This is a genomic window from Nitrospira sp. ND1, from assembly GCF_900170025.1.
In the GTDB taxonomy this organism is placed as follows: Bacteria; Nitrospirota; Nitrospiria; order Nitrospirales; family Nitrospiraceae; genus Nitrospira_A.
This window is the reverse complement of the sequence record NZ_FWEX01000005.1, coordinates 756,054-777,240: the sequence shown is the minus strand read 5'-3', so window position 1 is coordinate 777,240 and position 21,187 is coordinate 756,054. Positions and strand designations below refer to the sequence as shown.

The following is a 21,187-nucleotide window of genomic DNA, read 5'->3' as shown; positions in this document are numbered from 1 at the left end:
CCGATGAAGAAGCACTCGGCCACAGGATCCCATCTTATTCTGGTGCTTGGCGGCGCCGCCTCGGGAAAAAGTGAGGCAGCGCTAGATCAGGCGGGCCGTCGAGGCCCGAGGGCCTTTGTCGCGACCGGGCAGGCGCTGGACGATGAAATGAAGGCGCGTATTGCGCGGCACCGCGAGACCCGTCCCACCGACTGGATCACCGCCGAGGTGCCGCGTGACCTGGCTGCCTGGTTTCGAACGGAAGGACAGGCCTATCGCACCGTCGTGGTGGATTGCCTCACACTCTGGTTGAGCAACGTGTGCGGGCGTCGCATTGCCGGGCAGGAGATGGTCCCTCGTGTGGAAGCAGTGCTGCAGGCTATTCGCGGCACCCAGGCGCGGGTCGTGTTGGTGAGCAACGAATTGGGCTTCGGGCTGGTACCGACGAGTCGCAGTGCGCGCGCGTTTCGCGATGTCGCCGGTCGGGTCAACCAACAGATCGCGGCAGCGGCCGACGAAGTCTACTTTGTCGTCAGCGGCCAGTCGCTCAAACTCAAATGACAGGGGAGAAGACCCGATGACGCTCCAGGAAGTGTTGACACGCATTCAACCGGTGGATCAGGCGATCGCAGCGCAGACGCAAGCGCGCCTGGATCGGTTGACCAAACCTCTCGGTAGTCTGGGGCGGCTGGAAGAAACCGCGGTGCGTTATGCCACGATCACGGGCGAAGTGAAACCGGCTGTGCCGCGCGGAGTCGTGTTTACGTTTGCGGCCGACCATGGTGTGGCGACTGAAGGGGTGAGCGCCTATCCGCGCGAAGTCACGCCGCAAATGGTGCTGAATTTCCTGCGTGGCGGCGCCGGCGTGAATGTGCTCGCGCGTCACGCCGGAGTCGAGGTGCGGGTGGTGGATATTGGAGTCGCCTACGACTTTGGGTCGGTCCCCGGCCTGATTCACAAGAAGGTGATGGCGGGAACCAACAATCTCCTGGTGGAATCCGCCATGAGTCGTGACCAGGCGGTGCAAGCATTGCAGGTCGGGATCGAGGTGGCTACGGAGGCTGCGCGTGAGGGGATCGGTTTGATCGGGACCGGCGAGATGGGCATCGGCAACACGACGCCGAGTGCAGCGATCACAGCAGTCATGACCGGGCGGCCGGTGGCTGAGGTCACGGGTCGAGGAACCGGCATCGATGAGGCGGGCCATGCCCGCAAAGTCGGCGTCATTGAGCAGGCGCTCGACCGGCATCGTCCGAACCGGGCCGACGCCATCGATGTGCTCGCGAAGGTCGGCGGTCTGGAGATTGCCGGTTTGGCCGGGCTGATCCTGGGTGCGGCGGCAGCACGAGTCCCTGTGGTGTTAGATGGGTTCATTGCCGGCGCTGCGGCGTTGATCGCGGTGGGGTTGCAGCCGCTCTGTCGGGACTATCTGATCGCCTCGCACCGTTCGGTGGAACGTGGTCATCAGGCGATTCTGGAGCATCTGCGCTTGAAGCCGCTGCTCGATCTCGATCTGCGGTTAGGCGAAGGGACTGGAGCCTGCCTCGGGATGAGCCTCGTGCAGGCGTCGATCAAGATTCTTACCGAGATGGCGACGTTCGAGGAAGCGGGTGTCTCGCAACGTGACTGAGATGGCGGCCATGACCAGACCCTTTGTGTTTGCCTGGCATTTCCTCACGGCGATTCCGATCAGCCGGAGCCACCATGCGCCGTCGTCCGCGGAGTTGGCTACGTCGATGGCCTGGTACTCCACGGTCGGGCTTCTGATCGGCGGATTTCTCGCGGCGGCTGACCAGGGCTTGCGCTTGTTTTTGGCGGCCGAGGTGGTGAATGTTTTGCTGATCGTGCTACTGGTGCTCATGACACGCGGGCTGCATCAAGACGGGCTGGCGGACACTGTAGATGGACTGGCCGGCGGGCGAACCGCGGCAGATCGGCTGCGCATCATGCGCGATCCGAGCGTCGGGGCACTGGGTGCGACCGGTCTCTTTCTCTCGCTGCTGTTGCGGTATGCCGGATTGCTCGCCCTCCCTCAACCGGTTCGTCTTCCCGTGCTGCTCTGTATGCCGGCGCTGGGCCGTTGGGCGATGGTCTCAGTCGCCTGGGCGTCTCCCTATGCCAGGAGCGAAGGCGGGCTAGCGGCCGCGTTTTTGACTCATCTCTCCTGGCAGCATGTGTTGCTCTCGAGTCTCGTGTTGGCCTGTGCGCTGATGGCCGGAATGGGAGTGATTGCGGCAACGGCGACTATCGCATCGGGAGCCTTGGTGGTGGTCGTGGTTCGGCGCGGTTGTCGGGCATGGTTCGGCGGAGTGACGGGAGATCTGTTGGGTGCCACGAATGAATTGATCGAAATTCTCTTCCTCTTGTTGATCCCGGTGTTGGTGATGGCGCGATGACCGGCGGCGAGTTGGTACTGGCGGCGGCGCTGGATGTCGTGGCGGGAGATCCCCGTTGGTTGCCTCATCCGGTGCGGGGCATGGGCGTGGTCATTTCCTGGTTCGATGATCAGGTCAGAACATTCTGCCGGAGTGATCAATCCTTACAAATCGCCGGGGCCTGTCTCGCGCTGGGGTTACCGGCGGCGGTCTATGCGGCGGCCACCTGGCTGATTGCGCAGGCGGCTGCATTTTCTCCGCTCCTCGGACAACTGGTCGGCATCGGCCTGGCCTATACCACACTGGCGGGCCGGGACCTCTTCGATCATGTCCAGGCAGTCAGTCGTGAGCTGCAGCAGGGGAATCTTGCCGGAGCGCGTGAGGCCGTGGCCAGGATCGTCGGCCGGGACAGCGCCACGTTGGAGGAACCGGAAATCGTGCGCGCCACGGTGGAGACGATCGCCGAAAGCACCGCCGACGGCATTATTGCGCCGCTCGTCTACCTCTCCCTTGGCGGCGCGCCGCTCGCGCTGGCCTACAAGGCGGTGAATACGCTCGACTCGATGGTGGGACACCACGATGAGCGGTATGAACATTTCGGCTGGGCCTCTGCCCGATTGGACGATGTGATGAATTGGGTGCCTGCCCGGCTGACTGGCGGCTTCATCGCGCTGGCTTCGGGTCTGGCGACCGCTCAGTGGCATCGTGTGCAGGACAGTTGGTACATCCTGCATCGGGACGGCGACAAACATCCCAGCCCGAACAGCGGCATGCCGGAAGCGGCCATGGCCGGTGGATTGGGCGTGCAACTCGGCGGGCGGAATTATTACGACGGTGTGGCTCACGAGGGTGAATTGATCGGTGATGCCGGCACCGCGTTGACGTCCGGGCACATCGATCAGGCCACTGGCATTGTGGTGGTCGCTGCCGGACTGGGGCTTTTCTTTGCGCTGCTCTCCCTATGGGTATCATGACGCGCATCGGTCATGGCGGGGATGTGTATGCGGCGGCCCGTGAGTTAGGGCGAGATCTCCATCGACTCCTGGATTTCAGCGCCAGCATCAATCCCTTGGGACCGTCTCCCGCCGCAGTGCGAACCCTGCGGACAGCCGAGGTGTTGCTCGGTCATTATCCGGACCCGGCTTGTTGGGCACTGCGGCAGGCGCTGGCCGCGTATTGGAAACGCCCGAGTGAGGAGTTTCTGGTCGGCAACGGATCGACCGAGTTGATCCATCTCCTTCCCAGGACATTGGGGATCAGACATCTCCTGCTGATCGGCCCGACCTTTTCCGAATATGCTGAAGCGATGACACGCGCCGGGGGACGGGTCACCATGCTGATGGCGGATCGTGCCGACGGATATCGTCCTCCGCTGGAGTCGGTCCTCGCGGCGTTGCAGAAGCGGCGGCAGTCTGCGAGCGGCGCCTCTCCTATTGATGCAGTACTCCTCTGCAATCCCAACAGCCCGACCGGTCGCGCCTGCGAGGCTGCCGCGGTAAGGAAGTGTGCGCGTCTGGTGGCTCGCCGGGGGCTCTGGTGTATCGTGGACGAAACCTTCGCCGAATATGCGGATCACGCGTCGATCTTGTCAGAGCCTCTTCCCCCACGGACCGTCGTGCTGCGCAGCTTTACCAAGTTCTATGGGTTGCCCGGACTGCGTGTGGGCTATGCCACGGCGAAGCCTGCTGTGATTGCCAGAATCGCGGCGCAGCAGCCGCCCTGGTCGGTGAACATGTTGGCGCAGCGAACTGCGGTCGCCGCCTTGAAAGATGTGCGACACGCCGGGCGAAGCCTTCGTTTCATGGAGCGGGAGCGAACCCGCGTTCAGAAGGCACTGACCCGGTTGCCCGGTTGCACGGTCTTTCCCTCTGCCGCCAATTTTCTGCTGATAGAGGTGCCGGTCGGGCAGAAAGCGACCGCCGTGGTGGCCGCGCTTCGCCGGCAGGGACTCCTGATAAGGGATTGTTCGCAAGTGCCTGGATTGAATGACCGTTCGGTGCGCGTCGCAGTGCGTCCCAGGGCCGACAATGATCGCCTCCTGCGAACCCTGTCGGTTCTCCTTCACAAGGGTGGCGCATGACGATGTGGCCGGATGGTTTCACCACTCGCTACCGAATTGCCAAGGACACGCTCATCCTCGATCTGGGAACCCGCATGCGGGTGTTGTCGTCCGCTCCAAGGGGGGGAGGGCTTCGAACGACGCGCTACATAGTGAATCATCAGGTGTCCTCCAATCCTGTTCGGCAGGCGACTCACTCGAAGTGGGAACATCCTGCCCGTTACCTCAAGCGAATCGCGGTGGATTTGGGAGTGGATCCCGATTGTGTCGGCCTGATGACGGCAGTTCCGATGAAACAGGTTGTGACGTGCCGTGAGGCGCAGGATGGAATCTGGGTCGAGTGTTTTGCCACCGTCGGTGTCACCAACGCGGTGCGGGCAGGTGAGCCGCCGCCGCGAGAAGAAGCTGACAGCACGGTCCGTCGAGCCGGGACGATCAATCTGATGGTGGTCACCAATGCCTGCCTCGCCGTGCCGGCCCTGGTCTGTGCGGTACAGGTGGTGACGGAGAGCAAGACCGGAGTGCTGCGTGACCATGCGGTGCCCAGTTGGACCGGTCGTCCCGGCGCGACCGGCACGGGGACGGACGCCGTGGTTGTCGCCTGTGCCCTGCGGGGGAGCGCTCCCCGGTCGGACTATGCCGGAACCCATACTCCGATCGGATCCTTGATCGGACGGGTCGTCGCCGAGTGCCTCACGCAAGGTCTGGCGCGCGCGACAGAGTGGGCGGCAACACATCGCACGTAACGTTCTTCATTTCCTATGCCTCATCCTTCTCGTGCCAAAGCCATTGCGATTCTGGGGACCGGCTCTGATGTCGGGAAAAGCATGATCACGTCGGGGCTCTGCCGGCTGTTGTACCGCGCCGGGTTCCGCGTCGCGCCCTTCAAGGCGCAGAATATGTCGTTGAACTCCTTTGTCACGCCGGAGGGCGGTGAGATCGGGCGTGCTCAGGCTCTGCAAGCCGAAGCCTGTGGAATTCCCCCCCATGTGGATATGAATCCCATTCTGCTCAAGCCGGAATCCGATTCCAGGGCTCAGATCATCGTGCAGGGAAAAGTGTTTGCCACGCGCGAGGCCCGGGCCTATTTCGCGCGCAGCCGGGACTCTGAATTGTTCCAGCCGGTGGAACGCAGTTACAACCGCCTCGCCTCGCAGTATGAGGTCATGGTCATCGAAGGCGCCGGCAGCGCTGCAGAGGTCAATCTGCGAGATCGCGACCTGGTGAACTGGCCGGTCGTCGAGATGGCCGATGCCCAGGTAGTGTTGGTCGGGGATATCGATCGTGGCGGCGTGTTCGCACAGATTATCGGCACGCTCGATCTCATCACGCCGGAGGAGCGTGACCGGGTCTGCGGGATCGTCATCAACAAGTTCCGGGGAGACGCGGCGCTCTTTGCCGACGGCGTCCGTTTTTTGACGGAGCGGACAGGGATTCCTGTCCTGGGCATCTTGCCGTTTTTGCGCGACCTGGCACTCGATCAAGAGGACAGTCTGGACGTCGATATCCGACGACAGGTCGCGTTTCAGCGTGACTATATCAACCTGGCGGTGATCCTCCTGCCCCACATGAGCAACTTCACCGATTTCAATGCGCTGGCCGGTGAACCGGATGTGGCGTTGCGATATGCGGCGACCCCCGAAGAAGCGGCCGGGGCTGATGCGATTCTGCTTCCCGGTTCCAAAACCACATTGGCGGACCTCGCCTATCTGCGAGGCAAGGGGTTCGAATCACTCCTACATGGTCATGTCCACCGCGGGGGAGAAGTGGTCGGCATTTGCGGCGGGTATCAAATGTTGGGGCGCCGGATCGCCGATCCGGATGCGGTCGAATCAGGCGGGAGCGGCGAGGGGCTCGGCCTGCTGCAGGTGACGACGGTGTTGATGCGGGAGAAAATCACCGAGCAGGTCGAAGGGCGTGCCTTGTATCTCGGTGGGCCGGCGGCGCCACCGGTTCGAGGGTACTTGATTCACATGGGACGGACGGATCGACATGGACATCGAGCTTGCTTCGAACTGCAGGGCAAAGAACCGTCGCCCGCAGGCCCACGCGACGTCACCGAACGGGATGATGCGTGGCTCGACGGCGCGATGAGCGATGACGGTCTGGTCTGGGGGACCTACATCCATGGCCTGTTCGACGAGCCACTCTGTCGACGTGCATGGTTAAACCGGTTGCGTATCAGAAAAGGGCTTCCAGCCGCCGACATGGCCTTGTCGCAACAGGTGAACCGACAGCGATCCGGTGCGATGGATCGATGGGCCGATCACGTCGAACGACATCTAGATCTCGCCCCGATCCTGGCGTTCCTTCGTCAAGGTGGGACGGTCTAGGCCAGCCGCAATCCTCTTTTCGTCGAAGTTCTGAAGGGACTTTGACGCTTCCCTCGAAAAGCGACCAAACTTTGGCGCTCCGACTTCCATCGTGAACAATTACGCACCCATGTCAGCCTAGCTGACCATAGTGGGTATAGTAGACCATCCACACATAATCATCCGCAAAATCGCCGACTTCATCGGTTCGAATTCTTTCCGCTCCGCAATCCTAACTAATTGTTTTGTTTGGCACCGATCGTGCACAACGTCTGCCTGGGCTGCAGGGTCCTGGCGTGGTTCCATGCGTCGATGAAATTGTCAACGAAGAATTTTGCGCTATCTTTGACAAGGGATTGGCTGACTTAGGGGAATTGGGTTGACCGGGCGCTACGAGGCAGGCAGGAGGAGACGGCATGGCGAAACATATCATCAAGAGAATCGTGATGGCTGCATTGACCGTGACCTGCATGGGCGCGGCTGCTCCCGCGTCGGCCAATACCGAGGTGGAAACGGCCGAGTTGCTCATCAAGTTGTTGCAAGTCGGTCGTGGGGTGATTTCCGAATACCAAGCCACGATCAATGACGCCAGCAAGGGCGACAAAGGGTTTAGCGGCGACTTTGTGTCCAATCAGGTGATTGAACGATTTCGCAAAGCCACCAAGATCGATCTGAGCCGGCCCGCCACGGTTCCGCAAGCGCCGCTTTTTCTCGCCATGGTGGAATCCGAAAAAGAAGTCATCGACGAGGCGCAGCCCGTCATCAATAAGCAGGGCGTCGGCTTCAAAGGGATTATCCCCGCCGTCTTCGCCCGCAAGTCCGGCGAACGGTTCTATCGGAAGACCGGAATTCGTGTGAAGTTGACGGGCACCGACTATCGGTTTCCGAGCAATCGGCCGGACGAGTTTGAGTCGGAAGTGTTGAGAATTTTTGCCGACACGCGCCATCCGAAAGGCCAGCCGTACAGCAAGACCACGATGTTGGACGGGAAGCCGGTACTGCGCATGATGGATCCGGAATATGCCGCGAGCACGTGCCTGAGTTGCCATGGCGACCCGAAAGGGGAGCGCGACATCACCGGCGCCAAGAAAGAAGGATGGCACGAGGGCGATCTGGCCGGTGCGATCAGCATCGTGATTCCGATGCGATAGCCGCAACCGGATCAAATGTCTTTATCGCGCACACATTTAGCTGGTTTGAAGGGGGGACGTACTCATGAGCAAGATCGTTGTCGTCGATGATTCGTACGCCGAACTGCAGTTGATCGAAGGCTATTTGAAGTCTGCCAATCACACAGTCGTGTCGTATCCGAACACCGACAAACTCGAGGACAAACTGGCGTTGGATAAGCCGGACCTGATCGTGCTGGATGTCGTGATGCCCGGGCGTAACGGGTTCCAGGCCTGCCGCGACCTGAAAAGCGATGACCGCTTCAAGGGCATCCCGATCGTCCTCTGCACGTCCAAGGGGCAGGAAAGCGACAAATTCTGGGGCCAACAGCAGGGTGCCAACGGGTACGTGGTGAAGCCGTTTAAAGCCGAAGATCTGGTCGCCGCAGTCAAACGGGCGTTGAACTAACCCATGAGCGACGTGCCAACGATCCAGGCTCACTCCTCGGACTCAACTCCGGCTCACGGACCCTCCAGCCCATCGAGGTCTTCTGCCGCGTCGATCGAAGGCACGCTGCGTATGTGTGTCCTCACGCTGGGAGGCGAGTTGTTCGCCATCGATCTCCGCCACGTCAGTGAAGTGTTTGAGGTGGAAGCGGTCACCGTCGTGCCCAGCATGCCGGGCCTGTTGACCGGAGTGACCAATCTCCGGGGAACGGTCATTACCCTCGTCGATTTGCGAGGAAGCCTGGGCCTGCCCGTGACCGGGACCGTGCTGCCTTTCGCGGTCGTGATTCGCCATGGCAGCCGACAGGTGGGAATGCTCGTCGATCACGTTCCTGAAATTCACACCGTCAGTCGCGAGCACCTGTTGCCGGCCATGCAAGCGGGACCGGCGGGGGCGCGTCCTTGTGTCTCGGCTGTGCTTCGCCTGGATGAACGTCTGGGTGGAGTACTGGAGGTGCCGCAGGTCTTTGCACAGGTTGACGGAGGGAGTGCGATATTGTCGATCGCGTAAAGCGCAGGCGCGCGGGTCATTGCGAACCTGCGTCATCGAAGATTGTGCGACCGGCCACCGGATGTTGAGGAAAGCAGAACAAGGAGGAGCGCACCATGATCGGGCAAGGCGTCAAGAATCAATTTCAGGACATGAAAACAAAGACGAAGCTGCTGGTCAGCTTCGGTCTCGTGAGTGTCATCATCATGATCATGGCCAGCGTCGGTGTGCTCACCCTGCGCCAACTCAGCACCCAGTCGCAAACGGTGTATGCGGACTATACGGTGCCGTTGGCTGAGTTCGCCCAGATGGGAACCGCGTTGACCAAACATCACCAGATTCTGCTGGATATCGCGTCCGCCACCAAACAAGGCGACTTCGCCCAGGAAGTGACCAAGTTGCCGCCCCTGAAGGCCCAGATCGACAAGGTGGTGAACAACTATAAGAGCACGACGCTGCGCGTATCGCGATCGGGCCGGGACGAGGCGAAGGATCTGACCCTCTTTGAGCCGGCATTGAAAAAATACTTTCAGGATGCCGACGGCGCACTGAGCGCCATGGCGGATAGCTTCGATCGTAACGTCCTGTCATCGACGCAAGCGGAGCAAATGCGGGCCCTCGGTATCCTGGCCTTAACGGTCAATTTGACGCCCTCATTCGAAAATGCCGTCAAACGCCACAATGAGCAGGTTACGGCCATCGAGGCCGTCGCCAAGGACCTCAACGATGATGCGCAAAGCCTGGCCAACAACGGTACCCTGATTCTGGTGGCCGGCGGTCTGGTCGCCGTGGCCCTCGGATTGTTCGTCGGATATCTGCTCGCCACATTCCTCTCCCGGAGCATCAGCCACATCGCCAATGTCGCGACGCAGGCCGCCGGCGGCAATCTGCAGGCCCGCGCGAAGATTCAGTCGCACGATGAGTTGGGCCAGATGGCCACCGCGTTCAACTCCATGCTCGATCGTATTACCGCCCTGGTGTCGACGGAGGAAGAGCGCGACCTGATGCAGAAACGGCTCATGCAATTCCTCGTGCTGGTCTCCGAAGTCGGTAAAGGAGACTTGACCCGGCGAGGCGAAGTGACGGCCGACATGTTCGGCAACCTTGCGGACGGGTTCAACCTCATGATCGCGCGGTTCGGACAATTGTTGAAGCAGGTGCGCGAGGCGGCTGATCGGGTGAACAAGTCAGCCGGTACCCTGCGGGATTCAGCCGGTCAAATGTCCGGAACAGCCCGGGTGCAGGCGGAAGAATCCGTGCGTACGCTGGGCGCGGTCGAACAGTTGGCCGCCGGTATGCGTCAAGTGGCCACTACGGCCGGCGCATCCTCCGACTCCGCCAAGCAGGTGCTGTCGGCCACGGAACGCGGCAACGTCGCGGTGCAGGAAACCGTGCGCGACATGCAGAGCATCCGGTCGGCGGTGCAACGTATGTCCAAGCAGGTGAAGGGCCTCGGTGACCGTTCACTCGAAATTTCACAGATCGTGTCGACGATCCGCGATATCGCCAATCAAACGAACCTGCTCGCGCTCAACGCCGCCATTGAGGCGGCCGGCGCGGGTGAGGCCGGCGCACGATTCGCCGTCGTCGCCGACCAGGTCAGAAAGCTGGCGGAAAGCTCCACGCAAGCCACACGTGAAATCGCCGACCTCGTGAAAGTGATTCAAACGGAAACGCAGGATGCCGTGGTGGCCATGGAGCATGAAACGCAGGCGGTGGAAGCCGGATCCGCTTCGGCTCTCCGGACCGGCGACGTGTTCGCTGAAATTTCAGACATTGCGAAACGGTCTTCCGAGTTGGCCCAGAACATCGCGAGCGCGGCGTCCGAACAGACCGCCTCGACGGAAAAAGTCGGTCGAGCCATTAAGGAGTTCACGGGCGGCGCCGTGGCGACGCAGAAGCAGACGGACTCGACGCGACTCACGATCGAAGACATGGCAAAACTGGCCGAAGGCCTCAACTCTTCGGTCGCTCAGTTCAAGCTCGCGTAAGAGAATTCTTGAAGAGCGGTGACCGACCTCCGCTCGGATGCTGAGTGGGTGAATGAGCGCTGATTTCGATCGCGACCAGTTGCTGGACATTTTCGTGGCCGAGGCCGGCGACGATATGGGGCGCTTCTGGAAAGCGTTGCATCCCGATGGGAAGGCGCATCCGGAGCCGGGCGACGTCGCCGAGTTTCACACGGTCGGCCACAAGCTCAAAGGCGCGGCGCTCCTCTACGGGTTCCCGGCGCTCGGGCAACTCGGGGCCCTACTCGAAGATACGCTCGAACGAGTGCAGGAGATTCCGGCGGCGCGCTGGCCCGAAGCCATGCAACTGATGCGCGAGATTGCCGCCTCTTTTCGAGGGCAGGTCGAGCAGATCGGGCGTGGGGGAGGGGAAGATGCCTCCGTGGTTGAGGGATTTGTCCGGCGCCACTCCGACTTGATGCCGGCCGTTTCGAGCGACCCGTCGGCAGCGTCTGTGCAGCGTTCCGATCAGCCGGCGGATGAGTACCTCATTCCTGTCCTGGACGAAGAGGTGCTGTCCTACTTCTCGCCGGAGGCAGAAGAATACCTCAACACGATCCAGACCCTGCTCCAACGGTTGGACTCTGACTTGGCAAATGCCGACACGATTCATCAATTGTATCGGGTGGCGCACACGCTGAAAGGGTCGGCCTATACCGTTGGATTTGAGGTCGTGGGAGATCTCTCTCATCCGATTGAATCCTGCATGATGGCCGTTCGCGAGGGCGCTGTCACGATCGCGCCGCATTGGATCGCCGTTCTGCGGCAGGCGGTGGATGTGATCCGTTCCCTGATGGCGCGGGACGCTCAATCACTGACGCGCTTGCGTCAGGAGGTGCCTCGCATCAGGACGAAGCTCAGAGAATTGGAGCAGGGTGTGAGCCAGGGTGAGTCTGCAGCGGCTGCCGCTGAGACGAGGCGGCCTGAAGAGAAGTCGGTGCAGGAGGCCGTGCCTGCCGCCACATCCGGTCCCGAATCCGCTGTGCACTCCATGAGCGAGGCGGACTCCCAGGAGCTCTCCGAGGCCTATCTGATCCCGGCCCTCGATTCTGAGGTGATGTCCTATTTCGCGCCGGAAGCGCAGGAATATTTGGAAAGCCTCGAAGCCGACTTGCTGCGAGTCGATAAGGACGCGGGCAATCCCGACACGATCCACCAACTGTTCCGCACAGCCCATACGCTGAAAGGCTCGGCCTATACCGTAGGCTTTCAGGCGATCGGTGATCTGACTCATCACATTGAAGACTTCATGGGCGCCGTTCGCGAAGGGCAGCTGGTGCTCCTTCCCGGTCACACGGATGTCCTGTTGCGCTCAATCGATGTCATTCGCGCCTTGATGCGACGGGATGTATCCATGGTGGGGCGAACGAGACAACGGTTTGCGAACTCCTTGCAGGAGTTGAAGCAACTGGGACAGGCTCAGCCGGCACCGGACCAAGATCACCCCATCGTCTCATCGATTGCCGAAGGCGCCTCGGTGGAAGAAATTCGCGAAGCCGACGGACAGGATTCGGCCAAAGGCGTCGATGGGAAGACCGGCGAAGAGCGAGAGGTGATCCGGGTCAGCCGTGATCGTTTGGAACGCCTCCTCAATCTGGTCGGCGAATTGGTTATCGATCGCGGCCGGCTGGAGCAGCGGCTGCGCACGTTGGATCAATTGGCCACACAGGTCTTGGCCAACAAGAACCGGCTGACCGATGCCGTACGCACCTTCGAAGATAAACATACCTTTTCCTTTCAGCCCTCTCCCGCGTCCTCGAGCGAAGGCGCGCCGCAGGCGTATCCGGGCGTCAGTGATTTCGGCAGCCTGGAATTCGACAAGTACGACGACTTCAACATCCTGGCCCGGCGAATCAGCGAGGTCACCGCGGACATCACCGAATCGATGTCGCAGCTGAGCGGATCGATCCATCGCGCCCAGGACGACATGGGGTCGCTGCAACAGTTGACCTTGGGCATGCGCGATGAAATTGCCCGCGCCCGCATGGTGCCGATCGGGACGCCGTTCACGCGCTTCCGCCGCGCGGCCCGTGAGATGGCCCGCGCTACCGGAAAAGAAGTCAATTTAGTCACGTCCGGCGAACATACCGAAATCGACACCGGTGTCGTGGAGCGGCTTGTCGATCCGCTTGTCCATCTGGTCAGAAATGCGGTGTACCACGGGATCGAGCCTGCGGGCATCCGTCGCAGCCAAGGGAAGCCGGCGGCCGGTACGATCTATCTCCACGCCGCGCATCGAGGGAACTCGGTGCTTATCGAAGTCGAAGACGACGGAGCGGGGCTCGACATCGTCAAGATCAAGGCCAAAGCGGTCAAGCTGGGTCTGGTACGAGCGGATGTCGCGGACTCATTGCCGGAGAGCGAAATTATCAAGTTCATCTTCCTGCCGGGGTTTTCCACTGCCGAGGCGGTCGGGGATCAGGCCGGACGCGGCGTCGGCATGGATGTGGTGAAGCGGGTCATCGAGACGATGAACGGCCACATCGAGGTGGAATCCGTCTACGGGCAGGGCACCAAGTTCACGATGCATTTGCCACTCACCCTCTTGATCGCAACTGCGCTGCTCGTTCGGGTCGGGAAAGAGCGCTACGCGATTCCGCTTCCGAGCGTGCGTGAAGTCACAATGTCGACGGCGTCGACGATCCAGCAGATGGGGGATCGATCGGTGCTGCAGATCGGCGACGAAGCCATTGAGGTCTATCCGCTCGGCAGCCTCATTCGCCGGGATGCCGGCACCATTGAGGGAGCGACTCCCGTGGTCGTCGTTCGAACCTCGACCGGCGCGCTTGGTTGCGCGGTGGATGAATTGCTGGGCCGGCAGGAAATCGTCATTAAATCATTGGGTGGGCTGAGGCCGTATGAACGGTCCGTGTTCGGTGGCGCGACTATCGATCCCGAGGGGCGTGTGGTGCTGGTTCTGGACGTCAGCCGGTTGACGACTCGCGAATACCATGAGGCCATGTCGGTCATTCAAAACCCCGCCTCCTCGCCGATGCTTGAGGGACCGGCGCAGCCCGCTTCGCCGCAGCTTCCGGATACGCAGCTTCCGCTCTTGTTGATCGATGACTCGCTCAGCATCAGAAAGTTTGTCGGACGCATGCTGGAGTCGGCCGGGTATATCGTCGAAACGGCGACCGACGGAGAAGAAGGCTGTCGCAAGGCATTGGTGCAGCAGTACCAGCTCATCATCACCGATCTCGAAATGCCGAAGTTGAACGGCTTTGAAGTCATTCAGGCGCTTCGCGCCAGGCCGCAGACTCAGGCCACACCGATTCTCGTCATGACCACGCGGGCGGGTGAAAAGCATCGCCAGATGGCCGTGAGTGTGGGGGCCTCGGGGTACATTGCCAAGCCGGTGGAAGAACGCGCCCTGATCCAGGAAGTCCGCAAGTGGACAGGCCGCGAAAGCGTCGTGAAAAAATAGGAACGTTTTGTCGATTCGTACCGTTACTGGCAGAATGAAGGACAGGCATGGGGCTCCGGGGACATAAGGCAGCAGTGGTGTCGAGCGGGTTGGCGGTCCGATTTCTCGTGGCGCTCATGGGCCCCACGCATGTGGCCTTTCCCTCCCACTGGGTTCGCGGCATTGTGACTCCGGCTGAGGGGGGCCAGGACGGGCATGTCACCTGGGCCAATGCTTCCTACGAACGCACCGATCTCGCCCGTCGTTTGACGATCCAGGCCAAAGGCGTCACGGCTGAGACCCGGATCGTGCTCTATGCCAATGAGCAACGATCGCGGTCCTTTGCGGTGGACAAGGTCGTGGGCCTCATCGATGTCGAACGGACGCTGATCCAGCCGCTCCCTGCGCAGTTTCGGGGAGGGGAGCGGGAGCGATTGCTCGGATTGTTTGTTGAGTCGTCGTATATCGCGCTGATCGCCAATCCGTTTTGGGTGCTCGAGCTCCCCTCCCGGACCAATGTCTTGGATGTGTTTGCCCTTCGGGTGTCGGAGCGCCGGCCGGGCGAATTCGATTCCAGACTCCGCCTGCCTTCGGCGGCCTTGGAAGAGGCGTCGGCGATGTCAGCCGGATCGGCCAAGTAGGTCACAAGGATCGACCATGCTACGTACTCAGCTAGGCAGACAACCGCACAAGGGTAGCAAAGGCGCGACCGAGGCGCGGATGCAGCACATGGTGGTGTTTTCGGTGGGCGGGCAACGGTTGGCCGCCAGAACCGAGGAGATCGGCGGGGTGATGCCGTGGACGGGCTCGACGGCGGTTCCCAGCGATACGCCGTTTGTGCGCGCTCTCGTCCGACAGGAGAAGGGATGTCTTCCGGTATTCGACCTGGCGGCGAAGTTCAAGCGTTCCCTGCAGGATGGTGAACCGCTGTGTCTGGTTGTCAAACATGTGGATGGACCGCTGGCAATCTGTATCGATTCCCAGGTTCCTTCCTTGCACATGGTGGCACGCTCGGCAGTGCAGTATCGCGCCGGCAACGATCCCGACATCGCGGGAACGTGCATCGCCGGCGAAGAAGAACTTCCTATCATCAACCTGACAACCTTGGGGGTCTCATCGAACCGCCCCGCGTGATGAGCCTTGCCTTGTGTAGAGGAACGACATGCCAAAGATCTTGATTGCCGACGACAGTATCGCAGTCCGTAAGGTGGCCGAGCGTCTCCTGACCGAGGCCGGCATGGGGGTGACACTTGCGGCGAACGGATCTGAGGCTCTGGCGCTGTTAAGTAAGGATCGCCCCGACCTCATCGTGTCCGATGTCATCATGCCGGACAAGAGCGGCTATGAGGTCTGTGCGTACATTCGGGGACAGGCAAACCTCGCGGATCTTCCCGTGCTGCTGATCAGCGGTATCGTGAACGATGAAGTGTCCCGACAAGCGGAGTCCTGTAAGGCCGACGGGGTCTTGAAGAAGCCGTTTCAGGGCTCCTCACTCAAGGACCGTGTGCTGGACCTGTTGACGAAGCGCCCACAAAAGCCTGCTCCGGTTCCGGAACTGCCGCAGCAGCACGTGGCCGTGGAGCCATCTATCGTGGCAGAGGTCGCGGCCGCACCCGCCATTCATGTGCCGGAAGAACTCGAAGAGGCCCGCGTAGACACTCAGGAGCATCGGCCGTCGCTCGAGCCGATCACGAGCAGTCTTGACGATCCTCACGCCATACCGGCGACGATGACCCGCGACACGATGGTGGATGCGGCCCCTGCATTCCATGCCGCTGAGCCGGCTACGCCGGCGCATGATCATGAGCATCATCATGCAATCCTGGCGGAACGTGACACGCGGATCGGCGAACTCGAAGCGCAGTTGGACGAGGAGCGTCGGCGGAGTCTGGAGCAGACCCAGCAGATCGGGCACATCCAGCGTGCGTTGGATGAGCAGCACGAGCAGGTTGCAGCCCTGTCGTCACATGCACACACATTGGACCAGAGTCTAGCCGACGAGCGGGCGCAGCGAACCGCTCTCGCAGAACAGTTGGATGGAGTCTCGAGACAGATGCACCGGATCGGCGAACTGGAGACGGCTCTGGCCGATGAGCAGCATCGTGCCCAGCAATTGTCCCAACAGGTTTCGGAAGGGGCCCGTCATGCCGCGCGCATCGTGGAATTGGAGGCCCATCTGGAGGCAGAGCGGGAAGCGGCGAATCAATTGGTGCAGCAGATTACCGGTCTTGAGCAGGTCGAAACGCGCGTGCACGAGCTCGAAACGACCTTGGCCGCTGAACGTGAGCAAGCGGAACTGCAGCGACGGGAGCGTGTCGAGCTGGAACAGGTTGCAGACAAGGTGCCGGCGCTGGAAGAGGCCTGTGCGAAAGCCCATGCTCAGATCACCGAGCTGGACGCGGCGCTCTCGGCTGAACGGGAGGCTGCGGCGGCGCTGTTAGTTCAGGTCAAACAGTTGGAAGCGACGGCGCAACGTGCCAGTGAGCTGGATCTCGCCCTGGTCAGCGAGCAGGAGCGTTCGATGCAGCTCGAGAAACGGGCGATGGAAGCCGAGCACATGGCGGAGCAGTCGACTCGCCGGTTCGAAGATATGGCGAGGAAGCTGGGGGAGATCGCGGGGCTGGCCTCCCAACTCGGTAATGGAAAACGCTAGGAGGCCGTCACTCGTCCGTATGTTCAGGCGAGTGCATGGGTCAGAGGCAGGGCGCCACTGTGTCGACCGAACCAGAACAGACCGAAGACGATTTTCAAAAAGAACTGATTGAACTGTTCGGTCAAGAGGCGCAAGAGTGGCTCATCCAAATCCATTCCGCCCTGACCGAACTGGAAAGCCAGCCGGATACCGATCGGCATGCGCAACTGGTGGATGCCGTGGTGAGGGGCATCACCAGTCTCGGTGGTTCTGCCGCCACGGTGAACCTTCCCGATGTCGAACGCGCTACCTTCGCACTGCTTCCCTTCATCGACACCCTGAAAGACCGGACGACGGCGACCAAGCAGGATTTCGGCACGGTCCGTGAACAGTTCTGTCTCGTCATCGCGTCCGTCACCATGGCCACTGGCATTACGCTGGACCTTGGTCCTGAGCAGGGCGCGCCTCCACAACCGGAACCGGCCATCGATTTCCTCACGCTCCTGAACGCGCTTCGCATGCTTCAAGACGAGCAGGTTGCCAAGGAAGTCCCTTCCCGCAGTTTGATTCCACAAGTCATGCACCGATTGGAGCAGGAAGCGAGACAAGGGGAGAGCCAGATACAGATGACCGCGTTTCAGCAGCTGCTGGGTGAGCTCCAAAGCACGGACGCCCGATGCCTGGACTCACTACGACAAGCATTGCCCGGCATTGCGCAGAACCTGAACAGGCTCCGGGTCGAGGGATTGACGGTTTTGGAACCAGGCAACGTGCTCGGCACCTGCATGCAACAGATCGAACAACTCCAAGGCATTGCCAAGCAGGTCAATGCCACCCCGCTGGTGACCTTTCTCACCGGCCTTCAGAACTTCCTGGCCTTGATTGTCCAGCGTCGTATCGTGATCGCGTCCCAACGTGTCCAGGCCGTCGAAGCACGCATTCTCGCCGTGATGACCACGATCGAGGACTGGATCACCGCCGGACAACAGGAACATGATCTGATGAGCCGGCTGCTGCCTGCCGCCTGAGGACGCTCCTCACAGCGCGCGACCGGCCTCGGACAGGACTTCCAGGACAGGCTTTGTTGAGTTGAAGGCGCACCTCCACCATGGGGATCATTCCGGACGGCTTCGCTGATTCGCCTGACTCGGAGCGTTGGACCATGCAGAGGTGAAAACAAAGGCGTGCCGCGTGACGAAGCGCGTCGAGGCTGGAGGCTAAGAGGAAATGGAGCAGAATCACTACCGGCAGGCTGAGGATGCGCTGATGCGGGTCGCTGCCGCCGTGCAACGGCAGGAACCGGTGAACCTGACGGAGTTGACCCATCTTGCCGGCAGCATCGTCGAGTCGATTCAGGAAAATGATCAGTTAGTCGTTGAAGCCCTCTCCAGTCCTGTCGGCCCTCCGCTGGTTACCAATCTAGTCAATGTGAGCATTCTCGCGACGAAGGTCGGGATCGGCCTCGGCTATTACGGCGCGGAGTTGCGGCGTTTGGCGTTGGCCGGGCTCCTGCACGACATCGGCATTTTTGCCGTGCCGCAGCATCTACTGACGAAGACCGGCCGTCTGAGCTCCGATGAGCGGGCTCTGGTCGAGCAACATCCGCGTTCGGGGTATGGGGTGATCGAACGTCTCGGTGCGGACTATGCCTGGCTGGCCGAAGTGGTATTGCAGGCCCATGAGCGCGGGAAGGGGCAGGGGTACCCAAACCGTTTAAAGGGGCGTGAAATTAATGAGCTGGCGCAGATCATCGGGCTCGTCGATATCTTCGATGCGTTGGTCAGTCCGCGCCCCTACCGCCGGCGCCTCCTCCCGCACGAGGCGATCCGTGAGTTATTGAACACGGAGCGTACTGCGTTTCCCCGTGAAATCATGAAAGGATTGGTCGAGCAACTCTCGGTCTACCCGCTGGGTACCAAAGTGCGCCTGAGCAGCGGCGAAGAAGGGGTGGTGGTGCGAATCACGCCTCGCTACCCATCTCGTCCGGTGCTTCGTGTGACCGGCGCACAGGAGACAGGGGTGACCGATCCGCCGCGGTTTCTCGATCTCAGTCAGTTGCCCCAGGTGTCGGTCGCAGAAACTGTCGATTCACCGGCATTGGAGCGCTTCACGTTTGCACCCGCACCGATGGCTGCCGAGCCCGCCACGCCGACGAGCGCATCGGATCAGTTTGCCGCCTTGCTCGAAAGTCTGGATGCGATCGCCGGCGTGATTCAGGCCGCGGTGGAGCAACCCAAGGCAGCTGCGCAGCCTGCGCAGGTCCAGTCGACGATCGACGCGCCTGACCAGGGCCCGCATGTCCGGCGGGAAATTCTCGGCCTGTTTGTATTGGAGGCCCGTGAATGGCTCAATCAGATCCAGACGGCGCTTGAGCGGCTCGACACGACAAGTGAACAGGGGCGCCGCGCCAAGTTGACGACGATTTTATGGCAGAGCGTCAGCAACCTCGCGCAATCCGCCGCGACCGTCGGGTTGACGGCCGTGGAAGACATGGCGACCCGACTGCTTCCGCTCCTTCAGGCCGCCGCAAAACATGAGCGCACCGTGGCGGCTCATCATGTGGCGTCGCTTCGGGAGGGGCTGCTCGAAATCAGCAAGACGGTGCAGGCGCTTCAGGCGCTCGAGCGGCCACCCCAGGATCATCTCGAAGCTGCCGTCGCTGTGCAGCAGCCTGTGACTGAAATGCCTGAGCCGATGGTCGCTGAAGCGCCGGCCCCTGTCGAGGCTGACGTTCCGTGCGACGCGCCTTCCACTTCGTTGCCGGCCGCATCTATTCTTGACGCCTTGCGGCAGTTGCATCAGGCGCGAGGTCGATCGCTGCAACCGGTGCGCGATGTGTTGGAAACCGTGATTCAGCGTGCCGAGCAGGAGATGGCGCGAGGGACAGGCGTGGTGGATGCGCGTGCCATCGGGCGACTGTTGCAGGAGCTGGATGAGTTGGACGAGCGATTTCTCGCGCACATGCAGGCGCATATCCCGGCGGTGATCGCGACGCTCAGGCATGTCGCTCTCACCAGTGAGGATCGCGTCTTCCCACCCCAGGCGTTGGAACCCATTTTTGTCGAGATCGAGGCGCTTTTCGATGCGGCCGACCGGGTGGCCGCGGCGAATATCAGCCTGTTCCTGCATGGCCTGCGTACATTCCTCCGCGTCACGGCCCAGCACAAACCGGTGGTCATCCGCGAGCGACTGGCAGCCGTGGAAGAACGATTGGCCACGCTCATTCCGCTGGCCCAGCAATGGGTCGATGTCGGCCGCGTGGAACGGGCGGCCATTTTTGACATCCTCCCCATGGCGTAGCGGTTGACGAAGCGCTCCCAATTGATAGCCGGTTTGCCTGCCTCTCCGCGTCGCCTGCCCTCAACCGCTCAAAGATGAACACTGTTCCATCCTGCTGAGAAATCTCACGTGATGCCGCCTAATTATTGAGCACATTGCGGGCATTCCTACGCAGCCACTGTCGGCGGAGGTCTGTCCACATGGTTGCGCACAGTCCGTCCACAGTTCTTGTGGACAGGGAAGAATGATGCCACTCAGTTGAGATCGCCGGTTCCCCACGTCAATCCTGAACGATCGATCCACCGCCTGCTGAACACGTGTTGCCGTGCGAGCTTGGAGGGAATCAACTCCGTCGGCCTGCGCCCCCTGTGCTCACGCCTCTTGCTCGTCGAGTGACGAGGGGCCCTGCACGGAAAAGGTATGCTTGCTTCGCTGCTCGCTGAAATTTGTCCCGGTCCGACACATTTTCGCTTGCGGTTGAGGTTGCGATTGTACGACCATCACGCCCATGGCAAAACTGATCTCTCTCAAGCAGCAGGAAGGGCACGACGCGCGTGCGACGGCCTACATCAAAGCATACATGTTATTTCCTGCCGGCATCCTTGGCCTGATTTCCATGATCGGCGGGGTCGGCGGGCTCGGGTATCAGCTCATCGCTACCGACAGCTACACGTGGTGGACCTTTCTCCAAAGTTCCGGGTTGTTGCTGCTGGGCGGGGTGCTCGGGTGGGTGCAGACGACGTACCACCGGTGGATCTTGACCAATCGCCCGGAGGTGTTTGCGGCGCGCATGCGGCAGCCGACGGTCAGTAAGAGCGGCAAACCCAAACGAGAGAGTGCGGCCAGTCAGGAACAGGCCAGCGGGTCACCCTGGGCTCCGGGCGCCTATATGGTCGGCCTGGCGGTATTGCTCGCGGGCTCAATGGTCAGCATGATCTATGGCGCGGTCCATCCGATCGCGGCCTGTTTCCTGCCCTGGGCGGGATTTTTCTGGGCCAAGCTGTTCTTTTGGAAGTCGATGCTGAAGAACTAA

General features: G+C 61.2%; 18 protein-coding genes. All 18 read left to right on the top strand.

All coding sequences use genetic code 11. The features are described 5' to 3' along the window. Positions 1–3: 3 nt before the first annotated feature. Positions 4–540, top strand: a complete 537-nt coding sequence (gene cobU, locus NSND_RS03795; RefSeq protein WP_200810484.1) for a bifunctional adenosylcobinamide kinase/adenosylcobinamide-phosphate guanylyltransferase — start codon at positions 4–6, stop codon at positions 538–540. Between the two features lie 16 nt (positions 541–556). Continuing rightward, on the top strand, positions 557–1,609 hold the full coding sequence (gene cobT, locus NSND_RS03790) for a nicotinate-nucleotide--dimethylbenzimidazole phosphoribosyltransferase (RefSeq protein ID WP_080877691.1): 1,053 nt from the start codon (positions 557–559) through the stop codon (positions 1,607–1,609). A gap of 10 nt (positions 1,610–1,619) precedes the next feature. Next, positions 1,620–2,375 (top strand): adenosylcobinamide-GDP ribazoletransferase, encoded by a 756-nt coding sequence (cobS, locus tag NSND_RS03785; RefSeq protein WP_159450620.1) that lies wholly within the window; start codon positions 1,620–1,622, stop codon positions 2,373–2,375. Further along, positions 2,372–3,328 carry an adenosylcobinamide-phosphate synthase CbiB gene (cbiB, locus tag NSND_RS03780; protein WP_080877689.1) on the top strand — a complete coding sequence of 319 codons (957 nt, stop codon included), beginning with the start codon at positions 2,372–2,374 and terminating at the stop codon, positions 3,326–3,328. The genes cobS and cbiB overlap by 4 nt, the downstream gene beginning before the upstream one ends. Further along, a complete protein-coding gene (gene cobD / locus NSND_RS03775; RefSeq protein WP_080877688.1) occupies positions 3,316–4,434 on the top strand; it encodes a threonine-phosphate decarboxylase CobD in 1,119 nt (372 codons plus the stop codon). Before cbiB ends, cobD begins: the two co-directional genes overlap by 13 nt. Further along, positions 4,431–5,159: an adenosylcobinamide amidohydrolase gene (locus NSND_RS03770; protein ID WP_080877687.1), complete on the top strand. Its 729-nt coding sequence runs from the start codon at positions 4,431–4,433 to the stop codon at positions 5,157–5,159. Before cobD ends, NSND_RS03770 begins: the two co-directional genes overlap by 4 nt. A 15-nt stretch (positions 5,160–5,174) precedes the next feature. Next, on the top strand, positions 5,175–6,746 hold the full coding sequence (locus tag NSND_RS03765; RefSeq protein ID WP_080877686.1) for a cobyric acid synthase: 1,572 nt from the start codon (positions 5,175–5,177) through the stop codon (positions 6,744–6,746). Between the two features lie 395 nt (positions 6,747–7,141). Next, entirely contained in the window at positions 7,142–7,876 is a 735-nt protein-coding gene (locus NSND_RS03760; RefSeq protein ID WP_080877685.1) for a Tll0287-like domain-containing protein, read from the top strand. A 64-nt stretch (positions 7,877–7,940) separates the two neighbouring features. Then, positions 7,941–8,303, top strand: a complete 363-nt coding sequence (locus NSND_RS03755; RefSeq protein WP_080877684.1) for a response regulator transcription factor — start codon at positions 7,941–7,943, stop codon at positions 8,301–8,303. A gap of 3 nt (positions 8,304–8,306) precedes the next feature. Then, positions 8,307–8,852, top strand: a complete 546-nt coding sequence (locus NSND_RS03750) for a chemotaxis protein CheW (RefSeq protein ID WP_080877683.1) — start codon at positions 8,307–8,309, stop codon at positions 8,850–8,852. A 95-nt stretch (positions 8,853–8,947) separates the two neighbouring features. Next, positions 8,948–10,822, top strand: coding sequence for a methyl-accepting chemotaxis protein (locus NSND_RS03745; RefSeq protein WP_080877682.1), 1,875 nt, complete (start codon positions 8,948–8,950; stop codon positions 10,820–10,822). A 52-nt stretch (positions 10,823–10,874) separates the two neighbouring features. Next, positions 10,875–14,264 (top strand): hybrid sensor histidine kinase/response regulator, encoded by a 3,390-nt coding sequence (locus NSND_RS03740; protein ID WP_080877681.1) that lies wholly within the window; start codon positions 10,875–10,877, stop codon positions 14,262–14,264. A 47-nt stretch (positions 14,265–14,311) separates the two neighbouring features. Continuing rightward, positions 14,312–14,884, top strand: a complete 573-nt coding sequence (locus tag NSND_RS20845) for a chemotaxis protein CheW (RefSeq protein WP_143833379.1) — start codon at positions 14,312–14,314, stop codon at positions 14,882–14,884. Between the two features lie 16 nt (positions 14,885–14,900). Beyond that, positions 14,901–15,377 carry a chemotaxis protein CheW gene (locus NSND_RS03735; RefSeq protein ID WP_159450619.1) on the top strand — a complete coding sequence of 159 codons (477 nt, stop codon included), beginning with the start codon at positions 14,901–14,903 and terminating at the stop codon, positions 15,375–15,377. Between the two features lie 28 nt (positions 15,378–15,405). Further along, the gene (locus NSND_RS03730) at positions 15,406–16,896 is read left to right on the top strand and encodes a response regulator (protein ID WP_080877679.1); all 1,491 of its coding nucleotides are present in this window, start codon (positions 15,406–15,408) and stop codon (positions 16,894–16,896) included. 35 nt (positions 16,897–16,931) lie between these two features. Further along, positions 16,932–17,903 (top strand): hypothetical protein, encoded by a 972-nt coding sequence (locus tag NSND_RS03725; protein ID WP_080877678.1) that lies wholly within the window; start codon positions 16,932–16,934, stop codon positions 17,901–17,903. A gap of 199 nt (positions 17,904–18,102) precedes the next feature. Next, positions 18,103–20,175 carry an HD domain-containing phosphohydrolase gene (locus NSND_RS03720; RefSeq protein WP_080877677.1) on the top strand — a complete coding sequence of 691 codons (2,073 nt, stop codon included), beginning with the start codon at positions 18,103–18,105 and terminating at the stop codon, positions 20,173–20,175. 487 nt (positions 20,176–20,662) lie between these two features. After that, on the top strand, positions 20,663–21,187 hold the full coding sequence (locus NSND_RS03715; RefSeq protein ID WP_080877676.1) for a hypothetical protein: 525 nt from the start codon (positions 20,663–20,665) through the stop codon (positions 21,185–21,187).